This window comes from Type-F symbiont of Plautia stali (genome assembly GCF_059731105.1).
Genome location: NZ_AP035909.1, coordinates 609,114 through 628,945 on the forward strand (window position 1 = coordinate 609,114; position 19,832 = coordinate 628,945).

The 19,832-nt window shown below is 61.8% G+C and carries 15 protein-coding genes; 3 read left to right on the forward strand and 12 right to left on the reverse strand.

All coding sequences use genetic code 11. From position 1 onward, the window contains the following. Positions 1–53: 53 nt before the first annotated feature. Positions 54–1,055, reverse strand: a complete 1,002-nt coding sequence (locus tag AC6I7A_RS02770) for a zinc-binding alcohol dehydrogenase family protein (RefSeq protein WP_009092259.1) — start codon at positions 1,053–1,055, stop codon at positions 54–56. A 218-nt stretch (positions 1,056–1,273) separates the two neighbouring features. Between AC6I7A_RS02770 and AC6I7A_RS02775 the strand changes: the two genes are divergently transcribed. Continuing rightward, the gene (locus tag AC6I7A_RS02775; protein ID WP_058957759.1) at positions 1,274–2,170 is read left to right on the forward strand and encodes a LysR family transcriptional regulator; all 897 of its coding nucleotides are present in this window, start codon (positions 1,274–1,276) and stop codon (positions 2,168–2,170) included. A 44-nt stretch (positions 2,171–2,214) separates the two neighbouring features. On the opposite strand, the gene ettA is transcribed toward AC6I7A_RS02775, so the two are convergent. The 10 genes from ettA to atzF form a co-directional block, all read right to left on the reverse strand. After that, the gene (gene ettA / locus AC6I7A_RS02780; protein WP_072215507.1) at positions 2,215–3,882 is read right to left on the reverse strand and encodes an energy-dependent translational throttle protein EttA; all 1,668 of its coding nucleotides are present in this window, start codon (positions 3,880–3,882) and stop codon (positions 2,215–2,217) included. Positions 3,883–4,071: 189 nt separating this feature from the next. Then, a complete protein-coding gene (gene deoR / locus AC6I7A_RS02785) occupies positions 4,072–4,836 on the reverse strand; it encodes a DNA-binding transcriptional repressor DeoR (protein WP_009092255.1) in 765 nt (254 codons plus the stop codon). Between the two features lie 211 nt (positions 4,837–5,047). After that, positions 5,048–5,746 (reverse strand): urea ABC transporter ATP-binding subunit UrtE, encoded by a 699-nt coding sequence (gene urtE / locus AC6I7A_RS02790; RefSeq protein WP_009092254.1) that lies wholly within the window; start codon positions 5,744–5,746, stop codon positions 5,048–5,050. A 1-nt stretch (position 5,747) separates the two neighbouring features. Further along, on the reverse strand, positions 5,748–6,539 hold the full coding sequence (gene urtD, locus AC6I7A_RS02795; RefSeq protein WP_009092253.1) for an urea ABC transporter ATP-binding protein UrtD: 792 nt from the start codon (positions 6,537–6,539) through the stop codon (positions 5,748–5,750). Beyond that, a complete protein-coding gene (gene urtC / locus AC6I7A_RS02800; protein WP_058957757.1) occupies positions 6,536–7,609 on the reverse strand; it encodes an urea ABC transporter permease subunit UrtC in 1,074 nt (357 codons plus the stop codon). Before urtC ends, urtD begins: the two co-directional genes overlap by 4 nt. Beyond that, a complete protein-coding gene (gene urtB, locus AC6I7A_RS02805) occupies positions 7,609–9,174 on the reverse strand; it encodes an urea ABC transporter permease subunit UrtB (RefSeq protein WP_058957756.1) in 1,566 nt (521 codons plus the stop codon). Before urtB ends, urtC begins: the two co-directional genes overlap by 1 nt. A 91-nt stretch (positions 9,175–9,265) precedes the next feature. Then, a complete protein-coding gene (gene urtA, locus AC6I7A_RS02810; protein WP_058957766.1) occupies positions 9,266–10,534 on the reverse strand; it encodes an urea ABC transporter substrate-binding protein in 1,269 nt (422 codons plus the stop codon). A 27-nt stretch (positions 10,535–10,561) separates the two neighbouring features. Continuing rightward, on the reverse strand, positions 10,562–11,263 hold the full coding sequence (locus AC6I7A_RS02815) for a GntR family transcriptional regulator (RefSeq protein WP_046101179.1): 702 nt from the start codon (positions 11,261–11,263) through the stop codon (positions 10,562–10,564). A gap of 9 nt (positions 11,264–11,272) precedes the next feature. Next, positions 11,273–14,890 (reverse strand): urea carboxylase, encoded by a 3,618-nt coding sequence (gene uca / locus AC6I7A_RS02820; RefSeq protein ID WP_058957755.1) that lies wholly within the window; start codon positions 14,888–14,890, stop codon positions 11,273–11,275. Between the two features lie 2 nt (positions 14,891–14,892). Then, positions 14,893–16,686 (reverse strand): allophanate hydrolase, encoded by a 1,794-nt coding sequence (atzF, locus tag AC6I7A_RS02825; RefSeq protein WP_046101181.1) that lies wholly within the window; start codon positions 16,684–16,686, stop codon positions 14,893–14,895. A 270-nt stretch (positions 16,687–16,956) separates the two neighbouring features. On the opposite strand from atzF, the gene sltY reads away from it, so the two are divergent. Together sltY and trpR are read left to right on the forward strand one after the other, a co-directional pair. Further along, entirely contained in the window at positions 16,957–18,876 is a 1,920-nt protein-coding gene (gene sltY / locus AC6I7A_RS02830) for a murein transglycosylase (protein WP_058957754.1), read from the forward strand. 45 nt (positions 18,877–18,921) lie between these two features. After that, a complete protein-coding gene (gene trpR / locus AC6I7A_RS02835) occupies positions 18,922–19,242 on the forward strand; it encodes a trp operon repressor (protein WP_058957753.1) in 321 nt (106 codons plus the stop codon). Here the strand turns inward: trpR and yjjX are convergent, their stop codons facing one another. Then, positions 19,243–19,761 (reverse strand): inosine/xanthosine triphosphatase, encoded by a 519-nt coding sequence (gene yjjX / locus AC6I7A_RS02840; protein ID WP_009092243.1) that lies wholly within the window; start codon positions 19,759–19,761, stop codon positions 19,243–19,245. Between the last annotated feature and the right edge of the window lie 71 nt (positions 19,762–19,832).

Genomic DNA, 19,832 nt, shown 5'->3' on the forward strand with positions numbered 1-19,832 from the left:
ACATCCTCAGCGCGGCGGCTGTTGCTTTTCACCGCCGCCGCAGAACAGCCGGATTAATAGACCATAACCACTTTGCCGCGCATATGACCTTCCAGCACACGCTGATGGGCAGCGGTTAAGGTTTCAACGCTTAAGCCGTGCAGCGTCTCGCTCAGTGTGGTCTGCAGTTTACCTTCATCCAGCAGTGCCGAAACGGCATCCAGAATCTCGCCCTGGCGCGCCATATCGGGCGTTTTAAACATGCTGCGGGTGTACATCAGCTCGAAGTGCAGAGCGGCACTCTTCAGCTTCAGCTGATCCATCGACAGCGGATGCTCATTTTCCACGATGGTGCAGATATGGCCCTGCGGGGCGATCAGTTTTGCCATCGTCTCCCAGTGACCGTCGGTATCATTCAGGCAGAAGATGTAGTCCACCTGTTTAATGCCCTCTTTCTCCAGCTCACCGATCATATCTTTATAGTTGATCACCTTGTCGGCGCCCCGATCGCGGCACCACTGCGCGGAGTCCTCGCGGGAGGCGGTGGCGATGATCTGAACCTTGCTGCGCAGCTTCGCCAGCGGGATCGCCAGCGATCCGACACCGCCAGCGCCGCCGACGATCAGCAGTGTCTGATCCTCGGTTGCCGTCTCCAGGTTCAGCCGCTCAAACAGGCCTTCCCAGGCGGTCAGCGCCGTCAGGGGAATGGCCGCCGACTGCGCCCAGTCCAGGCTTTCGGGCTTGTGGCCGGTGATGCGCGCATCCACCAGCTGCTCGGTGCTGTTACTGCCAGGACGGGTCAGGTCGCCAGCGTAAAAGACCTCATCGCCAGGTTTAAAGTTGCTGACTTTGCTGCCGACTTCCAGCACGACGCCGCTGGCATCCCAGCCGAGAACACGCGGCACCTGTAAGCCATTTTTGATCGCCCCTTTGTGGACTTTGGTGTCGACCGGGTTGACCGAGGCGGCTTTGACGCTGACCCGCAGGTCATACTCACCGGGCGTCGGGGTTTCAGGGAAGATTTCTGTGAAGTTTTCAGGACTTTCCGGATTAATAGCGATAGCGCGAATAGACATAGCATTTTCCTGTTAAGTCAGGCTCAAAGCCTGGAGAGTGTCAGTTGCCATTCTGGCCCTGGGCAGTGCACGCCAGCCGGTGAAGAGGCCGCCCGGCGGGTGATGCGCTGTCCGTGGCAGACTAGCGTCACGATCTGGAACAGGCTTTAAGTGTAGAACCTGGTTTTAGCGGTGATAAGATGGACAATCTTTCATAGAGTGTTCGTCTGAGGTGAACAATGGCCTTCCGGCAGTGGCAGGATATGGCGCTCTTTGCGCTGGTGGCGGAGTGCGGCAGCTTTACCGGCGCGGCAGAGCGGGCGGGGCTGCCCAAATCGAGCGTCAGTCAGCGCATCAGCCAGCTGGAGCAGCGGGTAGGGATTCGGTTGCTGAACCGCACAACCCGCCAGCTCAATCTGACCTTTGCCGGTGAGCGCTATCTGCTGCATTGTCAGGAGATGATGCAGGCGAGTGAACGCGCGGATCAGGCGATCGCCAGCCTGCGTGAAAATCCCAGCGGTCGTCTGCGCATCACCAGCCCGGCGGGGATTGGCGCGACGCTGCTGGCACGCTGTAACGCGGCATTTTTACGCCTCTACCCCGATGTGACGCTGGATGTGTCGATCTCCGACGAGATGCGCGATCTGGTGCAGGAGGGGTTCGATGTGGCGCTGCGCACCGGTCAGCCGCACGAGTCGTCGCTGATTGGCCGCCGGATCGGTAACTGCCCGCGACTGCTGGTCGCCTCGCAGGGCTATCTCGATCAGCATCCGCCGCTGGTTCATCCGCAGCAACTCTCTGCGCACCGCTGTATTGCCCATCGCGCCTGGAATGAGTGGGTATTGCAGCGCGATGATGAGTTCTATCGCTGGCTGCTGCCGCCAGGCCACCTCACCGATAATCTGCTCTACGCGCGTGAATGCGCGCTGGGTGATGCCGGTATCACGCTGCTGCCGCACTTTCTGACCGATGGCGCGATGGCGGACCCGCGTCTGGTGCCCGTCCTGCCGGAATGGGAGATTGAAGGGAATGAACTCTGGCTGGTCTATCCGGGGCGCAAACTGCACTCTCCGGCGCTGGCTCGCTTTATCGAGTTCGCGCTGCAATCCCCGGTGTTCAGGGATTTTTATCGCTGACTGAGCCAAAAAAAAGGCGGCATCGCTGCCGCCCGTTTATACCTTTACTTCGTCATACGCTTGTACTTGATGCGCTTCGGCTCCAGCGCATCTGCGCCGAGGGTACGCTTCTTGTACTCTTCGTATTCGGTAAAGTTACCTTCGAAGAATTCAATTTTGCCCTCATCCTGGTAATCCAGAATATGGGTGGCGATACGGTCCAGGAACCAGCGGTCATGCGAGATGACCATGGCACAGCCCGGGAACTCCAGCAGGGCGTTTTCCAGTGCGCGCAGGGTTTCGATATCCAGGTCGTTCGTCGGTTCATCGAGCAGCAGCATGTTGCCGCCAACCTGCAGCAGCTTCGCAAGGTGCAGACGACCACGCTCACCGCCTGAGAGTTCGCCCACGCGTTTGCCCTGATCGACGCCTTTGAAGTTAAAGCGTCCGACATAGGCGCGGCTTGGCATCTCGGTGTTACCGATGCGCATAATATCCTGACCGCCGGAAACTTCTTCCCACACGGTTTTCGAGTTGTCCATGCTGTCGCGGAACTGATCCACGGCGGCCAGCTTGACGGTGTCGCCCAGCACGATGCTGCCGGAATCAGGCTGTTCCTGACCGGACATCATGCGGAACAGCGTCGATTTACCCGCGCCGTTCGGACCGATAATCCCGACAATCGCGCCTTTCGGCACGGAGAAGGAGAGATCGTCAATCAGCACACGGTCGCCATAGGACTTACGCAGGTTGCTGACTTCCAGCACTTTGTCACCCAGACGGGCACCTGGCGGAATGAACAGTTCGTTGGTTTCGTTACGCTTCTGGTAGTCGGTATTGTTCAGCTCTTCAAAGCGTGCCAGACGGGCTTTGCCTTTAGACTGCTGGCCTTTTGGTCCTTTGCGAACCCACTCCAGCTCTTTCTCAATCGACTTGCGACGGGCAGCTTCAGAAGAGGCTTCCTGCGCCAGACGCGCATCTTTCTGCTCCAGCCAGGAGGAGTAGTTGCCTTCCCATGGAATGCCTTCGCCACGGTCCAGCTCCAGGATCCAGCCTGCCACGTTATCCAGGAAGTAACGGTCATGCGTAATGGCGACGACCGTGCCTTCGAAGTCGTGCAGGAAGCGTTCCAGCCAGGCGACAGATTCCGCATCCAGGTGGTTAGTCGGTTCGTCCAGCAGCAGCATGTCTGGTTTTTCCAGCAGCAGGCGGCAGAGGGCAACACGGCGACGTTCACCACCGGAAAGGGTCGCGACTTTCGCATCCCAGTCTGGCAGACGCAGCGCATCGGCTGCACGTTCCAGCTGGGTATTCAGGTTGTGGCCGTCGTGCGCCTGGATAATCTCTTCCAGACGACCCTGTTCAGCGGCCAGCTTGTCGAAATCAGCATCCTCTTCAGCGTAGAGTGCGTAAACTTCATCAAGGCGTTTCAGTGCGCCAACCACTTCCGACAGCGCTTCTTCAATCGACTCACGCACGGTGTGTTCAGGGTTGAGCTGCGGCTCCTGCGGCAGGTAGCCAATCTTGATGCCTGGCTGCGGACGCGCTTCCCCTTCAATATCTTTATCGATGCCGGCCATGATGCGCAGCAGGGTCGATTTACCCGCGCCATTCAGGCCGAGTACGCCGATTTTGGCGCCAGGGAAGAAGCTGAGCGAGATGTTCTTCAGGATATGTCGCTTCGGCGGAACCACTTTGCCGACGCGATGCATGCTATAGACGAATTGAGCCACGTTGGTTTGAGCCTCTGGGTCTGTTGGTCGTTGGAATGATGTCGAAGTTTAGCCTTTTTCACCCCTTAATCCCAGCCGGGGGGCGGCGAATATTCGCGGGCCGGGAGCGGTCAGGCATAAGACGCTGATTTGTCCGGCTCACCGGCGAGCCATATGAAAAGGCGGGCAGAGACCGGCTGGCCTCCGGCCTCAGGGCAGACGCAGGGGAATAGCCTGCTGCGTCAGCCAGGTCTGCAGGGCCTGATCGGGGGCACTGTCGCTGACCAGCAGATCGAAGCGCTGCAGGTCGCCGATGCGGGCGGGCAGCACTTTGCCATATTTGCTGCTGTCCGCCACCAGCACCGACTGCCGGGCGCGCAGCATGGCGTGATGTTTCATCGTCAGCTCGTTGGTGTTGTAGCAGGTTGCGCCCTGATCTTTGTCGATCCCGGCCGCAGAGATAAAGGCGAGCGTCGGGCAGAGATCGTCGAGAAGGGTGTGCACACCCACCGGCGTAAAGAGCGCATTGTCGGCATGAAACTCCCCGCCGCTCAGGATCACGTGACAGGCCGGTTTCTCTTTCAGAGCCAGAAACGTGTTCATGGCGCAGCAGATGGCGGTAAAAGAGAGCGTGTCGGGGAGGGCATCAATGATATAGGGCAGGGTGGTGCCACAGTCAAAAAAGACCGTGTCGTTCTCGCTGACCAGGCTGGCGGCCACCTGAGCCAGCCGCTGCTTTCTGGCGGCGTTCTGCCCGTGCTGGTCGCTGACAAAATAGTGACCGGCATGACTTTTGGGATCGCTGACGATATAACCGCCCAGCAGCACTACGCTGGAACCCGGCTCGGTCAGATCGCGGCGAACCGTCATCTCAGAGACGCCCAGCAGCCGGGCCGCATCTTTCAGATGGAGTTTGTCGGTGCGTTTGAGCGCCTGCGTCAGTTTCTGGATGCGTTCATCGCGCCGGGTTTCCATGGTCATCTCTCTGTTCCCTATCCTGCAGTGCGGAGGAAGGACGCCGGAATCGGCGTCGATACGCGACAAACCTCACAGATTTGAATGAGTTGCGTCTCATCCGCCAGGCTGGCACTCAATCTTACCCGCAATCCGTGAGGGCCGCAAACCTCTGGCGCGCGGGGGAATCGCGCCACCGCTCAGTGGAGACCGGCTTACTGTAAGCCGGGCGTTAAATCGCCACCAGGCCGCGCACGCCTTCTGCCTCCATGGCGTCGCCGCGGCCTCGCTGCACAATTTCACCGCGGGACATCACCAGATAGCTGTCCGCCAGTTCGGCCGCGAAGTCATAAAACTGCTCAACCAGCAGGATCGCCATATCGCCTCGCTGCGCCAGCTGGCGGATCACCGCGCCGATCTCTTTGATCACCGATGGCTGGATCCCTTCGGTCGGCTCATCCAGGATCAGCAGCTGCGGCCGACAGGCCAGCGCCCGGCCGATCGCCAGCTGCTGCTGCTGGCCGCCAGAGAGGTCGCCGCCCCGGCGTGACTTCATCGCCTGCAGCACCGGGAAGAGCTGATAGATCTCCTCCGGGACGGCCCGTGCCTCTGCCGCCGGAAAGCGTGACAGGCCCATCAGCAGATTCTCCTCCACCGTCAGGCGCGGAAAAATTTCCCGCCCCTGCGGCACATAGGCGATGCCAGCCTGCACCCGCTGATGCGGTTTGCGGCCATTCATCCGCTGCTGCTGCCAGTGAATCTCCCCCGACTTCGCCGGGATCAGGCCCATCAGGCACTTCAGCAGCGTGGTTTTTCCCACGCCGTTGCGCCCCAGCAGGCAGGTGATTTCGCCAATCCTGACCTCAAACGAGAGGCCGCGCAGGATGTGACTGCCGCCATAATATTGATTCAGTTCAGTAACCTGTAACATCTCAGCGCCCCAGATAAACGTCGATAACCTGCTCGTTGGCCTGCACCTCGCGCAGCGATCCCTCCGCCAGCACCTGTCCCTGATGCAGCACCGTAACGTGGTCGGCGATGGTCTCCACAAAGCCCATGTCGTGCTCCACCACCATCAGCGAATGTTTCCCCGCCAGGCTGCGAAACAGTTCAGCGGTGTAGGCCGTTTCCGCATCGGTCATGCCCGCCGCCGGTTCATCCAGCAGCAGCAGATGCGGTTCCTGCACCAGCAGCATGCCAATCTCCAGAAACTGCTTCTGACCGTGCGACAGCAGGCCCGCCCGGCGCTGGCGCTCGCCGCCCAGCCGCAGCAGCTTCAGCACCTCATCAATCCGGTCCCGCTGCTCGCTGTTGAGGCGGGCGCGCAGGCAGGCCCACACCGATTTGTCGGCCCTGAGGGCGATCTCAAGATTCTCGAACACGGTCAGCGCTTCAAAAACCGTGGGTTTCTGGAACTTACGGCCAATCCCGGCGCGGGCGATCGCCACCGGTGACAGACGGGTCAGATCGCTGTCCTGATCGTAGATCACCCGGCCTGCATCCGGCCGGGTTTTGCCGGTGATCACATCCATCAGTGTGGTTTTGCCCGCGCCGTTGGGGCCGATCACGCAGCGCAGCTCACCGACGCCGATCTGCAGCGAGAGATCGGTCAGCGCCCGGAAGCCCTCAAAGGAGACGCTGATCTTATCGAGCTGCAGCACCGGATCGCGCTGCACCCGGTGGCGATCCGCTAACTGGGGTTGGGTAAACAGGGCATCACTCATTTTTTTCTCCGGCGCAGCAGGCCAATCACGCCGTGTGGCAGAAACAGCGTGACCAGGATAAACATCAGGCCCAGGAAAAAGAGCCAGTATTCCGGGAAGGCGACGGTGAAGAAGCTGCGCGCGCCGTTAACGATCGCTGCGCCCAGCAGCGGGCCAATCAGTGTGCCGCGTCCGCCCAGCGCCACCCAGATCGCCGCTTCGATCGAGTTGGCAGGGGACATCTCGCCAGGGTTGATGATGCCGACCTGCGGCACATAGAGCGCCCCGGCCAGACCGCACAGCACCGCGGAGAGCGTCCAGACAAACAGCTTGAAGCCGCGCGGATCGTAACCGCAGAAGGTCAGGCGGTTCTCCGCATCCCGCACGGCGGTCAGCACCCGGCCGAATTTGCTGCGCGCCAGGGCGAAGCCGATCGTCAGGCTCAGCAGCAGCAGCAGCACCGTGGCGACAAACAGTCCGATACGGGTCGGGGTCGCCGTGACCGAAAAGCCGAGCAGGGTGGTGAAGCCGGTAAAGCCATTGTTGCCGCCAAAACCGGTTTCGTTACGGAAGAAGAGCAGCATGCCCGCGTAGGTCAGCGCCTGCGTCATAATCGAAAAGTAGACGCCTTTGATTTTTGAGCGAAAGGCGAAGAAGCCAAACAGCAGCGCCAGCAGGCCCGGCACCAGCATGCTGAGACAGAGCGCCCACGCGAAGGAGTCGGTGCCGGCCCAGAACCAGGGCAGCTCACGCCAGGAGAGAAAGGACATAAAGGCGGGTAAGCCTTCCCCGGCCGCCTGGCGCATCAGGTACATGCCCATGGCGTAGCCGCCCAGGGCAAAAAAGAGGCCGTGGCCCAGCGACAGCAGGCCAGCGTAGCCCCACACCAGATCCAGCGCAACGGCGACCACCGCATAGCAGAGGATTTTGCCGACCAGCGTCAGGGTGTAGGTGGAGATAGCCAGCGGATGTGTGGCGGGTAGCAGCGCCAGAAACGGCATCAGCAGCAGCGCCAGGGTGATGACCAGGCCCAGGGTAAGGGTCAGGCGCGGCGCGGTGCGCGCCACGCGAAGCGTGATAGGTTGCGTCATCAGTCAGTCACCCTTCCTTTCACCGCAAACAGCCCCTGCGGACGTTTCTGAATGAACAGTACGATGAGCACCAGAATCAGGATCTTGCCCAGGACCGCGCCAATCTGCGGCTCCAGCACTTTGTTCAGAATGCCCAGACTGAAGGCGGCGACCACGGTGCCCGCCAGCTGGCCGACGCCACCCAGCACCACCACCAGAAACGAGTCGATGATATAGCCCTGACCCAGTTCCGGGCCGACATTGCCCAGCTGCGACAGCGCCACGCCGCCCAGCCCGGCAATGCCGGAGCCGAGCCCGAACGCCAGCATATCGACGCGGCCGGTCGGCACGCCGCAGCACTCCGCCATGGCGCGATTCTGCGTCACGGCGCGCACGTTCATGCCCAGGCGGGTGCGGTTCAGCAGCAGCCAGGTGAGCGCCAGCACAAATACCACGAACAGGATCACCGCGATGCGGTTCCACGGCAGCACCAGATTAGGCAGCACCTGTAATCCTCCTGACAGCCACGATGGATTCGCCACCTCCAGGTTTTGCGCCCCGAACAGCACCCGCACCAGCTGAATCAGCATCAGGCTGATCCCCCAGGTGGCGAGCAGCGTCTCCAGGGGGCGGCCATAAAGATGGCGGATCACCGTGCGCTCCAGCGCCATACCAATGGCGGCGGTGACCAGGAAGGCGACCGGCAGCGCCAGCAGCGGATACCAGGCCAGGTAGTGCGGCGCAAACTGCTGAAACAGGCTCTGTACCCACCAGGTGGCGTACGCGCCGAGCATCAGCATTTCGCCGTGTGCCATATTGATCACCCCGAGCAGACCATAGGTGATCGCCAGGCCCAGCGCGGCCAGCAGCAGGATCGATCCCAGCGACAGGCCGCTGAAGGCCTGACCCAGCAGATCGCCCCACCGCAGCCGCTGCTGAATCTGTTGCAGGCTGTCCGCCGCCGCGGCCCGTACCGTGGCATCCGGTTCATTTGCGGGCTGAGTCAGGCGTTGCAGGCTGGCCTGGGTGTCGGGATCGCTGGACTCGCCCAGCAGATTGACCGCACGCAGGCGCACCATCGGATTGCTGTCTGCCAGTTGCAGGCTGGCCAGCGCCAACGCTAAGGCGGCATGAACCCGGCTATCCTGCTCGGCGGCGAGGCGCTGCGTCAGCAGCGGCAGCTGGTCGGCAACCCCTCCATTCTGCAGCTGCTGCGCGGCACGCAGGCGCAGCGCGGCATCACTGCTCACCAGCTGGTGGGCGGCCAGCGCATTGTTGACCAGCACGCGCAGCCGGTTGTTCATAAAAAGTTTTTTCAGGTTACCGGCGGGCCGGGCCGCACCCTCCAGCGGTGTCAGCTGTGTACCCTGCTGGCTGAAGGGCTGTTTGTTCTGGTCGATGACGACCGTTTCGGCGTGCAGCGCTTCCAGCAGCGGCAGGCGCTGGCTGTCCGGCGCGGCGGCCCATTGCTGCAGCAGGGTGGCCTGCTGGCTGCGGCTGGCGGCGGCAAAGTCAGCCGCCGGTCCGGCGCTGGCCAGCAGCGGCATCAGCAGCAGCAGGCTGAATAAGCAGCGGCATAGAGTCATAAAGAGAGCCTCGTCAGGGGGAGGCAGCACGGCGGATTACACAGCCGTGCTGCCGCTTCGCAGCGATTGACGCTGCCTGTCTGCCGCGCGCTTACTGCGCGGTTTTTAACGGGTAATCGGGCTTTTTGTCGTTACCGGCAATGTACGGGCTCCACGGCTGCGCGCGCACCGGCTTGTCGGTCTGCCACACCACGCTGAACTGGCCGTTCTCTTCCACTTCGCCAATCATCACCGGCTTGTGCAGATGGTGATTGGTTTTGTCCATGGTCAGGGTAAAGCCATCCGGGGCGTTAAAGGTCTGACCGGCCATTGCGGCCCGCACTTTGTCGACATCGGTGGTGCCCGCTTTTTCCACCGCCTGGGCCCACATATGGATGCCCACATAGGTCGCTTCCATCGGGTCGTTGGTGACCACGGTGGCGGCGTTCGGCAGATTGTGCGCTTTGGCGTAGGCGCGGTAGTCCGCGACAAACTTCGCGTTGGTCGGGTTGTCGATCGATTCGAAGTAGTTCCAGGCGGCTAACTGGCCGACCAGCGGTTTGGTATCAATGCCGCGCAGCTCCTCTTCACCCACCGAGAAGGCGACCACCGGAATGTCGGTGGCTTTGATCCCCTGGTTGGCCAGCTCTTTGTAGAACGGCACGTTGGAGTCGCCGTTGATGGTCGAGACCACCGCAGTTTTGCCGCCAGCCGCAAACTTTTTGATATTCGACACGATGGTCTGGTAGTCGCTGTAACCAAACGGCGTATAGACCTCTTCGATATCCTTGTCCGCCACGCCTTTGCTGTGCAGGAAGGCGCGCAGGATCTTGTTGGTGGTGCGTGGATAGACGTAGTCGGTGCCCAGCAGGAAGAAGCGTTTAGCACTGCCGCCATCTTCGCTCATCAGATACTCCACCGCCGGGATCGCCTGCTGGTTTGGCGCCGCACCGGTGTAGAAGACGTTAGGCGACATCTCTTCGCCTTCATACTGCACCGGATAGAAGAGCAGGCCGTTCAGCTCTTCAAATACCGGCAGCACCGATTTGCGTGACACTGAGGTCCAGCAGCCAAACACCACCGCCGCTTTGTCCTGCGTCAGCAGCTGCCGCGCCTTCTCGGCAAACAGCGGCCAGTTAGAGGCGGGGTCTACCACCACCGGCTCCAGCTTTTTCCCCAGCACGCCCCCTTTGGCATTGATCTCATCGATCGTCATCAGCGCCACATCTTTCAGCGGCGTTTCAGAAATCGCCATGGTGCCGGAGAGGGAATGCATGATCCCCACTTTGATGGTGTCAGCCGCCTGCGCACTCCAGGCAAATCCCATGCTGACAACGGTGGCGGAGAGCGCAAAAGCTTTGATCAACGAACGTCTTTTCATCATCTGAACCCCTGAGTGGTTGTTGTGTTATTCGATGGTCTGGAGCCGGGCCTGCTGCAGGCGATGCAACGTGATCTTCCTGACTTCCGCCTTGCTGACGGCGATATGGTCGGTCAGCATGCGTTGCGCGTCGGTGGTCTGTTGCTGAAAAATCGCCTGTAAAATCTCTGCATGTTCCTGATAGGTCGCGCAGATACGGTCGTCGCGGGTGAAGTCGAGCCGCCGGATAATGCGGATCTTCTCCGTGAGTTCGGCATGGATGCGGGCCATCTCCGGGTTGCCCGCCGCTGCCACCAGCGTCATGTGAAACGCCTCATCGTGCTGCGAAACCACCAGCCCTTCGGTGAGCGCCTCTGCTTCACACCAGAACTGGTTCAGCTCCGCTAACAGGGCCGCACACTGCGGGGCGGGCAGGGCGCAGAGGCGTTTTACCGCCTCGCACTCCAGCACGGTGCGCAGGTCATAGAGCGATTCAAACCAGGCGAAATCGAAATTTCGGATCTGCCAGCCGCTGCGGAACCACACTTCCACAAAACCTTCGCGCTCCAGCCGGAACAGCGCCTGACGCACCGGTGTGCGGCTTACCGCCAGCCGTCCGGCGATTTCGCTTTCACTGAAGCGGTCACCCGGCATCAGGCGAAAGGCGAAGATATCGGCCTTGAGCGCCTGATAGACCCGCTCTGCCAGCGCCTCCGGGCGCGCTTTTGGGGATTGAGGTTGCCTTGTCATTGCTGCTCCTTATTCCAGCCACAGCAGGTTATCGCCCGGGCTGACCGGGCGGCCCGCCTGGCAGGCGATACGCGTGACCCGACCGGCCTGCGGGGCGACAATCGCCAGCTCCATCTTCATCGCTTCCACGATGATCAGGGTCTGACCGGCGCTGACCGCGTCGCCCGGCTGCACCAGCACTTTCCAGATATTGCCGTTGAGGTCAGCCTGCACCGCCACGCCGTTTTCCTGCTCCTCGCTGACGCTGGCCAGCGCCTCCTCAGCCTGCGGCGCGCTCTGCTCTTCCTGCGCCCATAGCTGCACCTCCTGCTCAAAAGCGGCGGCCTGGCGCTGGCGGAACGCCGCGATCTCAGCGGCGTGATCGGTCAGGAACTGCTGGTGGGCGGCAAAATCGAACTGCGTCTCTTCGATGCGCAGGCTGCCACGACCTTCGCGAAAATCTTCGCGCAGCCGGGTCAGCTCCTCTTCACTGACGGGATAAAAGCGCACCTGATCGAAGAAGCGCAGCAGCCACGGCGCGTCGGGCGCGAACTGCGGATTTTTCAGGAAGGTGTTCCAGATCGGCAGCGTCCGGCCCACCAGCTGATAGCCGCCAGGCGAGTCCATACCGTAGATACACATGTACATGCCGCCGATGCCGACGGTGCCTTCGGCGGTAAAGGTGCGCGCCGGACTGTATTTGGAACTCAGCAGACGATGGCGTGGATCGACCGGCACAGCGCAGGGCGCGCCGAGGTAGACGTCACCCAGCCCCAGTACCAGATAACTGGCGTCAAACAGGGTCGCGCGCACCTCCTCCCGGCTGCTTAAGCCATTAATACGCTGGATAAAGTCCACGTTGTTCGGCAGCCAGGGGGCGCTGGCGCGAACCGTCTCCTCATAACGGCTGACGGCACCGAGCGTGGCGCTGTCCTCAAAGGCCATCGGCATCCACACCACGCGGGAGGGCACCTTCAGCGTGCTGACATCGCCCAGCGTCGCCTCCAGCGCCAGCAACAGCGTCATCAGGGCGGACTGATTAATGATGCGGCTGTCGTAGCGTACCTGCAGCGAGCGCACGCCCGGCGACAGCTCCTCGACGCCGGGTTCTGCCTGCGCCGTCAGCGCATTCATCAGCAGGTGCACGCGCAGACGCAGCGCCAGATCCAGCACGTTGTCGCCATATTCAATCAGCACATATTTGTCGCCCGCCTGGCGATAGACCACTTTCGGGGTGGTGTCGGTGGCGTCGAGGGCGGCGAGGATCGTGGCGGAGCCGTGAGCGGTTTCGGCCAGCGACGGCACGGCAAAGGCCGGGGGATGTTCCGGGCGCAGTGTCTCAATCAGATGACGCTGCGCGTTCTCCCGCGCCAGCGCCTCCTCCGCGCTGATTGGATGGAAGCGGATGGTGTCGCCGGGTTTGACCTGGCCCACTTTCCACAACTCGGCTCTGGCGATGGTTACCGGACAGACAAAGCCGCCGAGGCTCGGGCCGTCGTGCGTCAGGATCACCGGGAAGTCGCCGGTGAAGTTGACCGCACCGATGGCATATTCACAGTCGTGAACGTTGGAGGGATGCAGGCCCGCCTCACCGCCGTTGGCGCGGGTCCAGGTCGGTTTCGGGCCGACCAGCCGCACGCCGAGGCGGTTAGAGTTGTAGTGCACCTGCCAGTCGCTGGCAAAGAACTCGTCGATGGCGGCCTGGGTGAAAAAGTCCGGTGCGCCGTGCGGACCATAGAGCACACCGATGCGCCATTCAGTGCCGTAGTGCGGAATCAGCGACGCATCAAGCGGCTGCGGCGCGCCAGTCGGGGCCGGTGTGGTGCAGGCGGCGCGCGCAGGCTGTGAGACTGGCAGCATGTCGGCGACGCGCAGGGTGCGTCCGGCGTGACCGCCAAACTGGCCCAGCGAAAAGGTGCTGCGGCTGCCCAGATATTCCGGCACGTCAAAGCCGTTGCGCACCGCCAGATAGCTGCGGCAGCCCTGGCGGGCGCGTCCCATCGTCAGCGTCTGTCCCGCTTTCACCGTCAGCGGCTGCCAGTAACTGACCGCTTCACCATCAAGCTGCGCGTCACACTCTGCGCCGGTCAGCGCCACAATCGCGTCGCAGTGGAAGCGCAGGGTGGGGCCCTGCAGGGTGAACTCCAGCCCCGCCGCCGCCTCATGGTTTCCGACGATGCGGTTAGCCAGCCGGAACGCGAAGTCATCCATCGGGCCGGAAGGCGGCACTCCGATGTCCCAGTAGCCGAGGCGGCCGGGGTAGTCCTGCACCGAACTGAAGGTGCCGGGCTGCAGCACCTCCACCACGGTGGCGGCAGGCACCACGCTGTCGAGATAGCGCGTCCAGACGTTGCCGCTGCGAAACGCCTCGCTGGTGGTAATCTGGCGCAGATAGTCGAGGTTGGTGGCGATACCGTGCAGCTGGGTCGCATCCAGCGCGTGATGCAGTTTTTCCAGCGCCGCTTCACGGTTGTCGGCATGCACAATCAGCTTGGCGATCATCGGGTCATAAAAGCTGGAGACTTCACTGCCGGTTTCGACGCCGCTGTCGACACGCACGCCGTCAGGAAAGCTGACCGCGGTTAACAGGCCAGGGCTGGGCTGGAAGTTTTTCAGGGGATCTTCCGCGTAAAGCCGCACTTCGATCGCCGCGCCCTGAAGCGGCTGCTGCAGGCGTGACCACTCCACCGGATCACCCGCCGCCACCTGCAGCATGCACGCCACCAGGTCAAGCCCGGTGACGCATTCGGTGACCGGATGTTCAACCTGCAGGCGGGTGTTCACTTCAAGGAAATAGAACGCCTGCTGGCTGACGTCGTAGATGTACTCCACGGTGCCTGCGCTGCGGTAGTTGACCTGTTCGCCCAGCCGCACCGCCGAGGCGAGCAGGGCGTCGCGTGTCTCCTGCGAAAGCCCGGGCGCGGGTGTCTCTTCCACCACCTTCTGATTGCGGCGCTGCAGGGAGCAGTCGCGTTCACCCAGTGCGACGACGGTGCCGTTACCGTCACCAAAAATCTGCACCTCAATATGGCGGGCGCGATCGATGCAGCGCTCCAGAAATACGCCTGCATCACTGAAGAACTGCTCACCAAGGCGGCGCACGCTTTCCCAGGCGCTGGCGAGCGCGTCAGCGTCGGCGCAGCGCGTCAGGCCAATGCCACCACCCCCCGCGGTGCTTTTCAGCATCACCGGGTAGCCAATCTCGTCGGCAGCCTGAATCGCCTCCTCCAGCGAGGCGAGCAGCGGAGTGCCCGGCGTCATCGGTACACCTGCACTGGCCGCCAGCTCACGAGCGCGGTGCTTCAGGCCGAACTCGCCAATCTGCTGCGCGGTCGGGCCGACAAAGGCGATGCCCGCCGCCTCACAGGCTTCGGCAAAGGCCTGGCTTTCCGACAGAAAACCGTAGCCCGGCCAGATCGCCTGTGCGCCGCTCTGCTGCGCCGCCGCCAGGATTTTGTCGATGCGCAGGTAGGAGTCACTGGCTTTGTCGCCGCCGAGGGCGATCGCGCTGTCCGCCTGCTTAACGTGCTGCGCATTGCGATCCGCGTCAGAGTAGACCGCGACACTTTTGACGCCCAGGCGCTTCAGGGTGCGAATGGCGCGGCAGGCAATCTCGCCCCGGTTGGCAATCAGTACGGTGGTGAACATGATCAGTGACTCCCCTGTGAGGTCAGCCAGTTACGCCAGCCGCCCGATTCAGTGATTTCCAGCGCGCTGTTCAGCGCAGCGCCTTCGCAGATAAAGCCTTTCACGATCCGCCCATCCGCCAGCGTCAGGCTGCCGATACCCAGCGGGGCGGGGATCTCCGCCACAAATTCGCCGAAGCGTGCCAGCGGGATGTCCCACAGCTCCACGGTGATGGCGGCACCCTGTTCGTCCCGCATCAGGCCGGGCTTTTTAATCGCCCCGTCCAGCAGGGCGAACAGGCGGTAGTGAGGGGCGGTCTTTGTCTCTTCCACCCATACCGCCCTGCGCTCGGTGAGCTGGAAATTCAGCGGCATGCCGGTGAGGTGTGCCCCCACCACAGCCAGCCGGACATGATCGGGGGAGACGGGGAGAGCGACGGGCGGCGGGCAGGGCAGGCCAGTTGCCCCCAGCGGCAGCGCCAGCTGGCGCTGCCAGCGGATGCCAAATTCAGCCAGCGCCCGGTCGTGCCAGGCGGGCGCAATCAGCGTGATACCCGCCGGGAGATCGTCATTGCGGAACGGCGCAGGCAGCGCCAGCGCGGCGAGGTCAGCGAGGTTGGTAAAGTTGGTGTAGGTGCCAAACTGTGAGTTGTAGTGAATCGGCTCCTGCTTCATCTCTGCGAGGGTATGAATGGTGGGTGAGGTCGGCACCACCAGCGCGTCGAACTGCGCCAGGGTCTGCTGAATCTGGCGCGTCAGCCCGGCCCGCAGATACTCCGCTTTGTAGGCATCGACGGCGCTGTATTTCAGGCCGCTGGCGACGATCTCATGCACCACCGGGTCCATATCGGTGGGGCGATCGAGCATCCCGCCTACCGCCACGGTGCGCTCAGCAACCCAGGCACCGTAGTAGAGCTGCTCTGCCAGCTGCCGGAACGGCGTGAAGTCGATGGGGTGCAGCGTCGCGCCACTCGCCTGCAGGGCCTCCAGCGCCCGATCCCAGGCGGCTTCAGCGGCGGCATCATCGAAAAACTCCGGCGTGTCAGGAACGGCAAAGCGGGGGCGAACCGGCAGGCTGGCGGGGGCAGTGCGCGGATTCACGCGCGAATAGGCGTCCCCGGCATCGTAGCCCCCGATCACGCTGGCGACGCTCCAGGCATCTTCTGCCGTCAGGGCGAACACGGAAATCGTGTCATTGAGGCGGCAGGCGGGCACGACGCCGCGCGCAGAGAACCAGCCTTTGGTCGGCTTCAGGCCAACGATATTGTTGAAACCGGCCGGGACGCGGCCCGAACCGGCGGTATCGGTGCCCAGGGAAAAGGCGACCAGTCCGCGCGCCAGCACCGAGGCCGAGCCGGAGCTGGAGCCGCCGCTGACATAATCGGGGTCAAAGGTGTTACTGACCGCGCCAAAAGGTGAGCGGGTGCCGACCAGACCGGTGGCAAACTGATCGAGGTTGGTTTTACCAATGACCACGGCCCCGGCCGCTTTCAGTCTGGCTACCGCTACCGCGTCCTCGCTGGCGGTATAGGTAAAGGCGGGGCAGGCGGCGCTGGTGGGCCAGCCTGCCACATCGATATTGTCCTTGACCGCGAACGGCACGCCGAACAGAGGCAGCGATGCGGGATCGCGCTGATAGTGAGCCAGCAGCGGTTCAATCTGCGCCGCCAGCTGATCCGGGGTCGCCAGCATGATCCAGGCATTATCCTGGGGATCCAGGGCGGCAAGGTGTGCGCTCAGCAGTGCGCTAATCTGATGTGGCGCCTGCTGGTAGCGTTGTTGCCAGGCGTGCAGTGTCAGGCCAGTGGTCGAAGTCATAAGAAGGATTCCAGCTGGTATACAAGATGGAATTCAACAGAGCAAAGGGTGTGCCACTTTTTTAAGCTGATGATTCAACGTCTTAAAACGACAGGTGATAAGTTTTTCTGATGATTATTTGCACAATGACGGCGCGCAGGCTGAACGATGACGGTGCGTTTAACCGCCGCGTGCGTAAATATTGTGAAGAACATGGCAAGAGTCTGATGCCCTGGTTAGCATGAAGACTGCCTGGCAACTCGCCGGCGCCCAGCAACAGAGGAGATTTACGTGGTGAAGTGGCGTAACTGGATGATAGGGATCTGCCTGGTCGGTACGGCCAGCAGCGCATGGGCCGATTCGCTTGATCAACAACGGCAACGTTATCAACAAATTAAACAGGCGTGGGACAGCAATCAGATGGCCACCGTGGAGCAGCTGTTGCCCACGCTTCAGGATTATCCGCTCTATCCTTATCTGCAATATCGCCTGCTGGCACAGGATCTCGATCAGGAGACCGCCCTGGCCGTACAGAATTTTATTCGCCAGTATCCCACGCTGCCGCCTGCGCGCTCGCTCAGCACCCGCTTTATCAATGTGCTGGCTTACCGGCAGGACTGGCAGGGCGTGCTGAATTTCAGCCCGACCGAACCGAAACCGGTGCAGGCGCGCTGCAACTGGTACTACGCCAAATGGGCCACAGGTCAGCAGCAGGCCGCGTTTGATGGCGCGAAGCAGATCTGGCTGCGCGGCACTGCGCTGCCTGCCGACTGCGACAAGCTCTTCTCGGTCTGGCACTCATCGGGTCAGCTTTCACCGATCACAATCCTGGAGCGTATCCGTCTGGCGATGAAGGCGGGTAACGACAGCCTGGTGAGCTATCTGGCGAAAACCCTGCCGGCAGATTATCAGACCATGTCTGACGCGGTGCAGGCGCTGCAGCAGGACCCGCTGACGGTCAGCACCTTCGCCAGCGCCGTCGGACCTACCGACTTTACCCGCCAGGCGACGATTTACGCCTTTACCCGCGTGGCGCGGCAGGATATGGAAAACGCCCGCAGCCTGATCCCGATTCTGGTCCGGGCGCAGAAAATGGGGCCGGAAGATGAGCAGGCGCTGAAAGAGATCGTGGTCTGGCGCATGATGGGCAGCGATCTGACCGCTGAACAGGCACGCTGGCGCGATGCGGTAGTGATGAACAGTGAGTCCACCGCGCTGGTAGAACGCCGGGTGCGGCTGGCGCTGTCGCAGCACGATCGGCGCGGCCTGAACACCTGGATCGCCCGTCTGCCGGTGGAGGCCAAAGAGAAAGATGAGTGGCAGTACTGGCAGGCTGACCTGCTGTTTGAGAAAGATCGCAAAGAGGAAGCGGAAGAGATCCTGCGTAAACTGATGCAGGCGCGTGGCTTCTATCCGATGGTGGCCGCTCAGCGTCTGGGAGTGGATTATCCGCTGCAGATTGATGAAGCACCCAAGCCTGACAGTGCTACGGTGCAGGGCCCCGAGCTGGCGCGCGTCCGTGAACTGATGTACTGGGGGCTGGATAACCTGGCGCGCAGCGAGTGGAGCAATCTGATCGGCAGCCGCACACATACGCAGCAGCAGATGCTGGCGCGCTACGCCAATGAGCAGGACTGGTGGGATCTCAGCGTGCAGGCCACGATCACGGCCAAAATGTGGGACAGTCTGAAAGAGCGGTTCCCGCTGGCGTGGCAGAGCGTTTACGAGCGCAACACCCAGGTGAAGCAGATCCCGCCAAGCTATGCGATGGCGATTTCGCGTCAGGAGAGTGCCTGGAACCCGAAAGCGCGCTCGCCGGTCGGGGCGAGTGGTCTGATGCAGATCATGCCTGCCACCGCGGCGCACACCGTGAAGATGTATGACATCTCCGGCTACAGCAACAGCAGTCAGCTGCTCGATCCGGAAACCAATATTCAGATTGGTACCCAGTATCTGGAGTATGTCTACCAGCAGTTTGACCAGAACCGGATTTTCGCCTCTGCGGCTTACAATGCCGGTCCGGGACGGGTGCGAAGCTGGCTGAAAACCAGTGCAGGTAATCTCGACGCCGTGGCGTTTATCGAGACTATTCCGTTCTCTGAAACGCGCGGTTACGTGAAGAACGTGCTGGCCTATGACGCCTACTATCGTCACTTCATGGGCAAGCCTGACAAAATCCTGTCAGATGGTGAGTGGAATCGCCGTTACTAGCTGTGCTAAGCTTCCGTACTCTTTAGCGAGTACGGAAGCCTCTTCATGACCCATTCTCATTCCCCTTCAGCCGAAACCCCTCCGGCCGACGATAGCTGGCAGCGCTTTGTCAGGCTGATGCAGCAGGCCTTTGCCGATGGTCACGCGCTGCCGCTGATGCAACTGATGATGACGGCGGATGAGCGGGAAGCGTTTGGCACACGACTGCGGATTATCGAAGAGTTGATGAAGGGGGAGATGAGCCAGCGCGAGCTGAAAAACGAACTTGGCGTAGGTATCGCCACCATCACCCGTGGCTCTAACAGTCTGAAAGAGGCGCCGCCGGAGCTGAAACGCTGGCTGCAGGCGCATCTGGACGGCGAGTAATTACGACTGATAGAGCGGATGAACAAACGGGCAGAGCGCCAGAATCAGGGCCTGATGATAGACGCTGGCGCGGCTGAGCAGGCCGTGCGTGAACGCCCCGATAGCCCCGCCCTGATGTTTGATATTTTCAATGCCGGTTAACCGCGCCATCTCTTCGCCCAGTTCCCGCCCTTCGCGCAGACCCGCCAGCACCGCCGGTGGCAGCGTGAAGCTGGCTGACCGCGATTCGCCACGCTGCTTCTGATTCTCTATCACGATACAGGCAAAGGCGCTGTCCTCTTCGATCCCCGCCTCAATCGCCACCCAGAATGTCGCTTCAGGCCGCACCTGCCGGGCATTCATTACGCGCTGACGTGCGCCCGTTCGCGTTTCGAGGTGGCTCAGCGGCTGGGCGGCAACACCACTATCGACCCCGACCCCTTCAATATGGCAGGATCCTTCGCCGAAAACGTCGTTGAATGCCTGCGCAATCGCGTGAATCTTCGCTGGATTGGTGGTGGCTGCGACAACATGGTACATAATTAATTGAACCCTCAGATGGTTAAGCGCCTGGCCCATCAGGCTACAGACAGGCTCTAAGGCGATTCTGG

Bases quoted from the DNA above. Each gene is read 5' to 3' on its own strand.
- AC6I7A_RS02770 (WP_009092259.1), bottom strand. From the start codon at position 1,055: ATGTCTATTCGCGCTATCGCTATTAATCCGGAAAGTCCTGAAAACTTC.
- AC6I7A_RS02775 (WP_058957759.1), top strand. From the start codon at position 1,274: ATGGCCTTCCGGCAGTGGCAGGATATGGCGCTCTTTGCGCTGGTGGCG.
- deoR (WP_009092255.1), bottom strand. From the start codon at position 4,836: ATGGAAACCCGGCGCGATGAACGCATCCAGAAACTGACGCAGGCGCTC.
- urtE (WP_009092254.1), bottom strand. From the start codon at position 5,746: ATGTTACAGGTTACTGAACTGAATCAATATTATGGCGGCAGTCACATC.
- urtD (WP_009092253.1), bottom strand. From the start codon at position 6,539: ATGAGTGATGCCCTGTTTACCCAACCCCAGTTAGCGGATCGCCACCGG.
- urtC (WP_058957757.1), bottom strand. From the start codon at position 7,609: ATGACGCAACCTATCACGCTTCGCGTGGCGCGCACCGCGCCGCGCCTG.
- urtB (WP_058957756.1), bottom strand. From the start codon at position 9,174: ATGACTCTATGCCGCTGCTTATTCAGCCTGCTGCTGCTGATGCCGCTG.
- urtA (WP_058957766.1), bottom strand. From the start codon at position 10,534: ATGAAAAGACGTTCGTTGATCAAAGCTTTTGCGCTCTCCGCCACCGTT.
- AC6I7A_RS02815 (WP_046101179.1), bottom strand. From the start codon at position 11,263: ATGACAAGGCAACCTCAATCCCCAAAAGCGCGCCCGGAGGCGCTGGCA.
- uca (WP_058957755.1), bottom strand. From the start codon at position 14,890: ATGTTCACCACCGTACTGATTGCCAACCGGGGCGAGATTGCCTGCCGC.
- atzF (WP_046101181.1), bottom strand. From the start codon at position 16,686: ATGACTTCGACCACTGGCCTGACACTGCACGCCTGGCAACAACGCTAC.
- trpR (WP_058957753.1), top strand. From the start codon at position 18,922: ATGACCCATTCTCATTCCCCTTCAGCCGAAACCCCTCCGGCCGACGAT.
- yjjX (WP_009092243.1), bottom strand. From the start codon at position 19,761: ATGTACCATGTTGTCGCAGCCACCACCAATCCAGCGAAGATTCACGCG.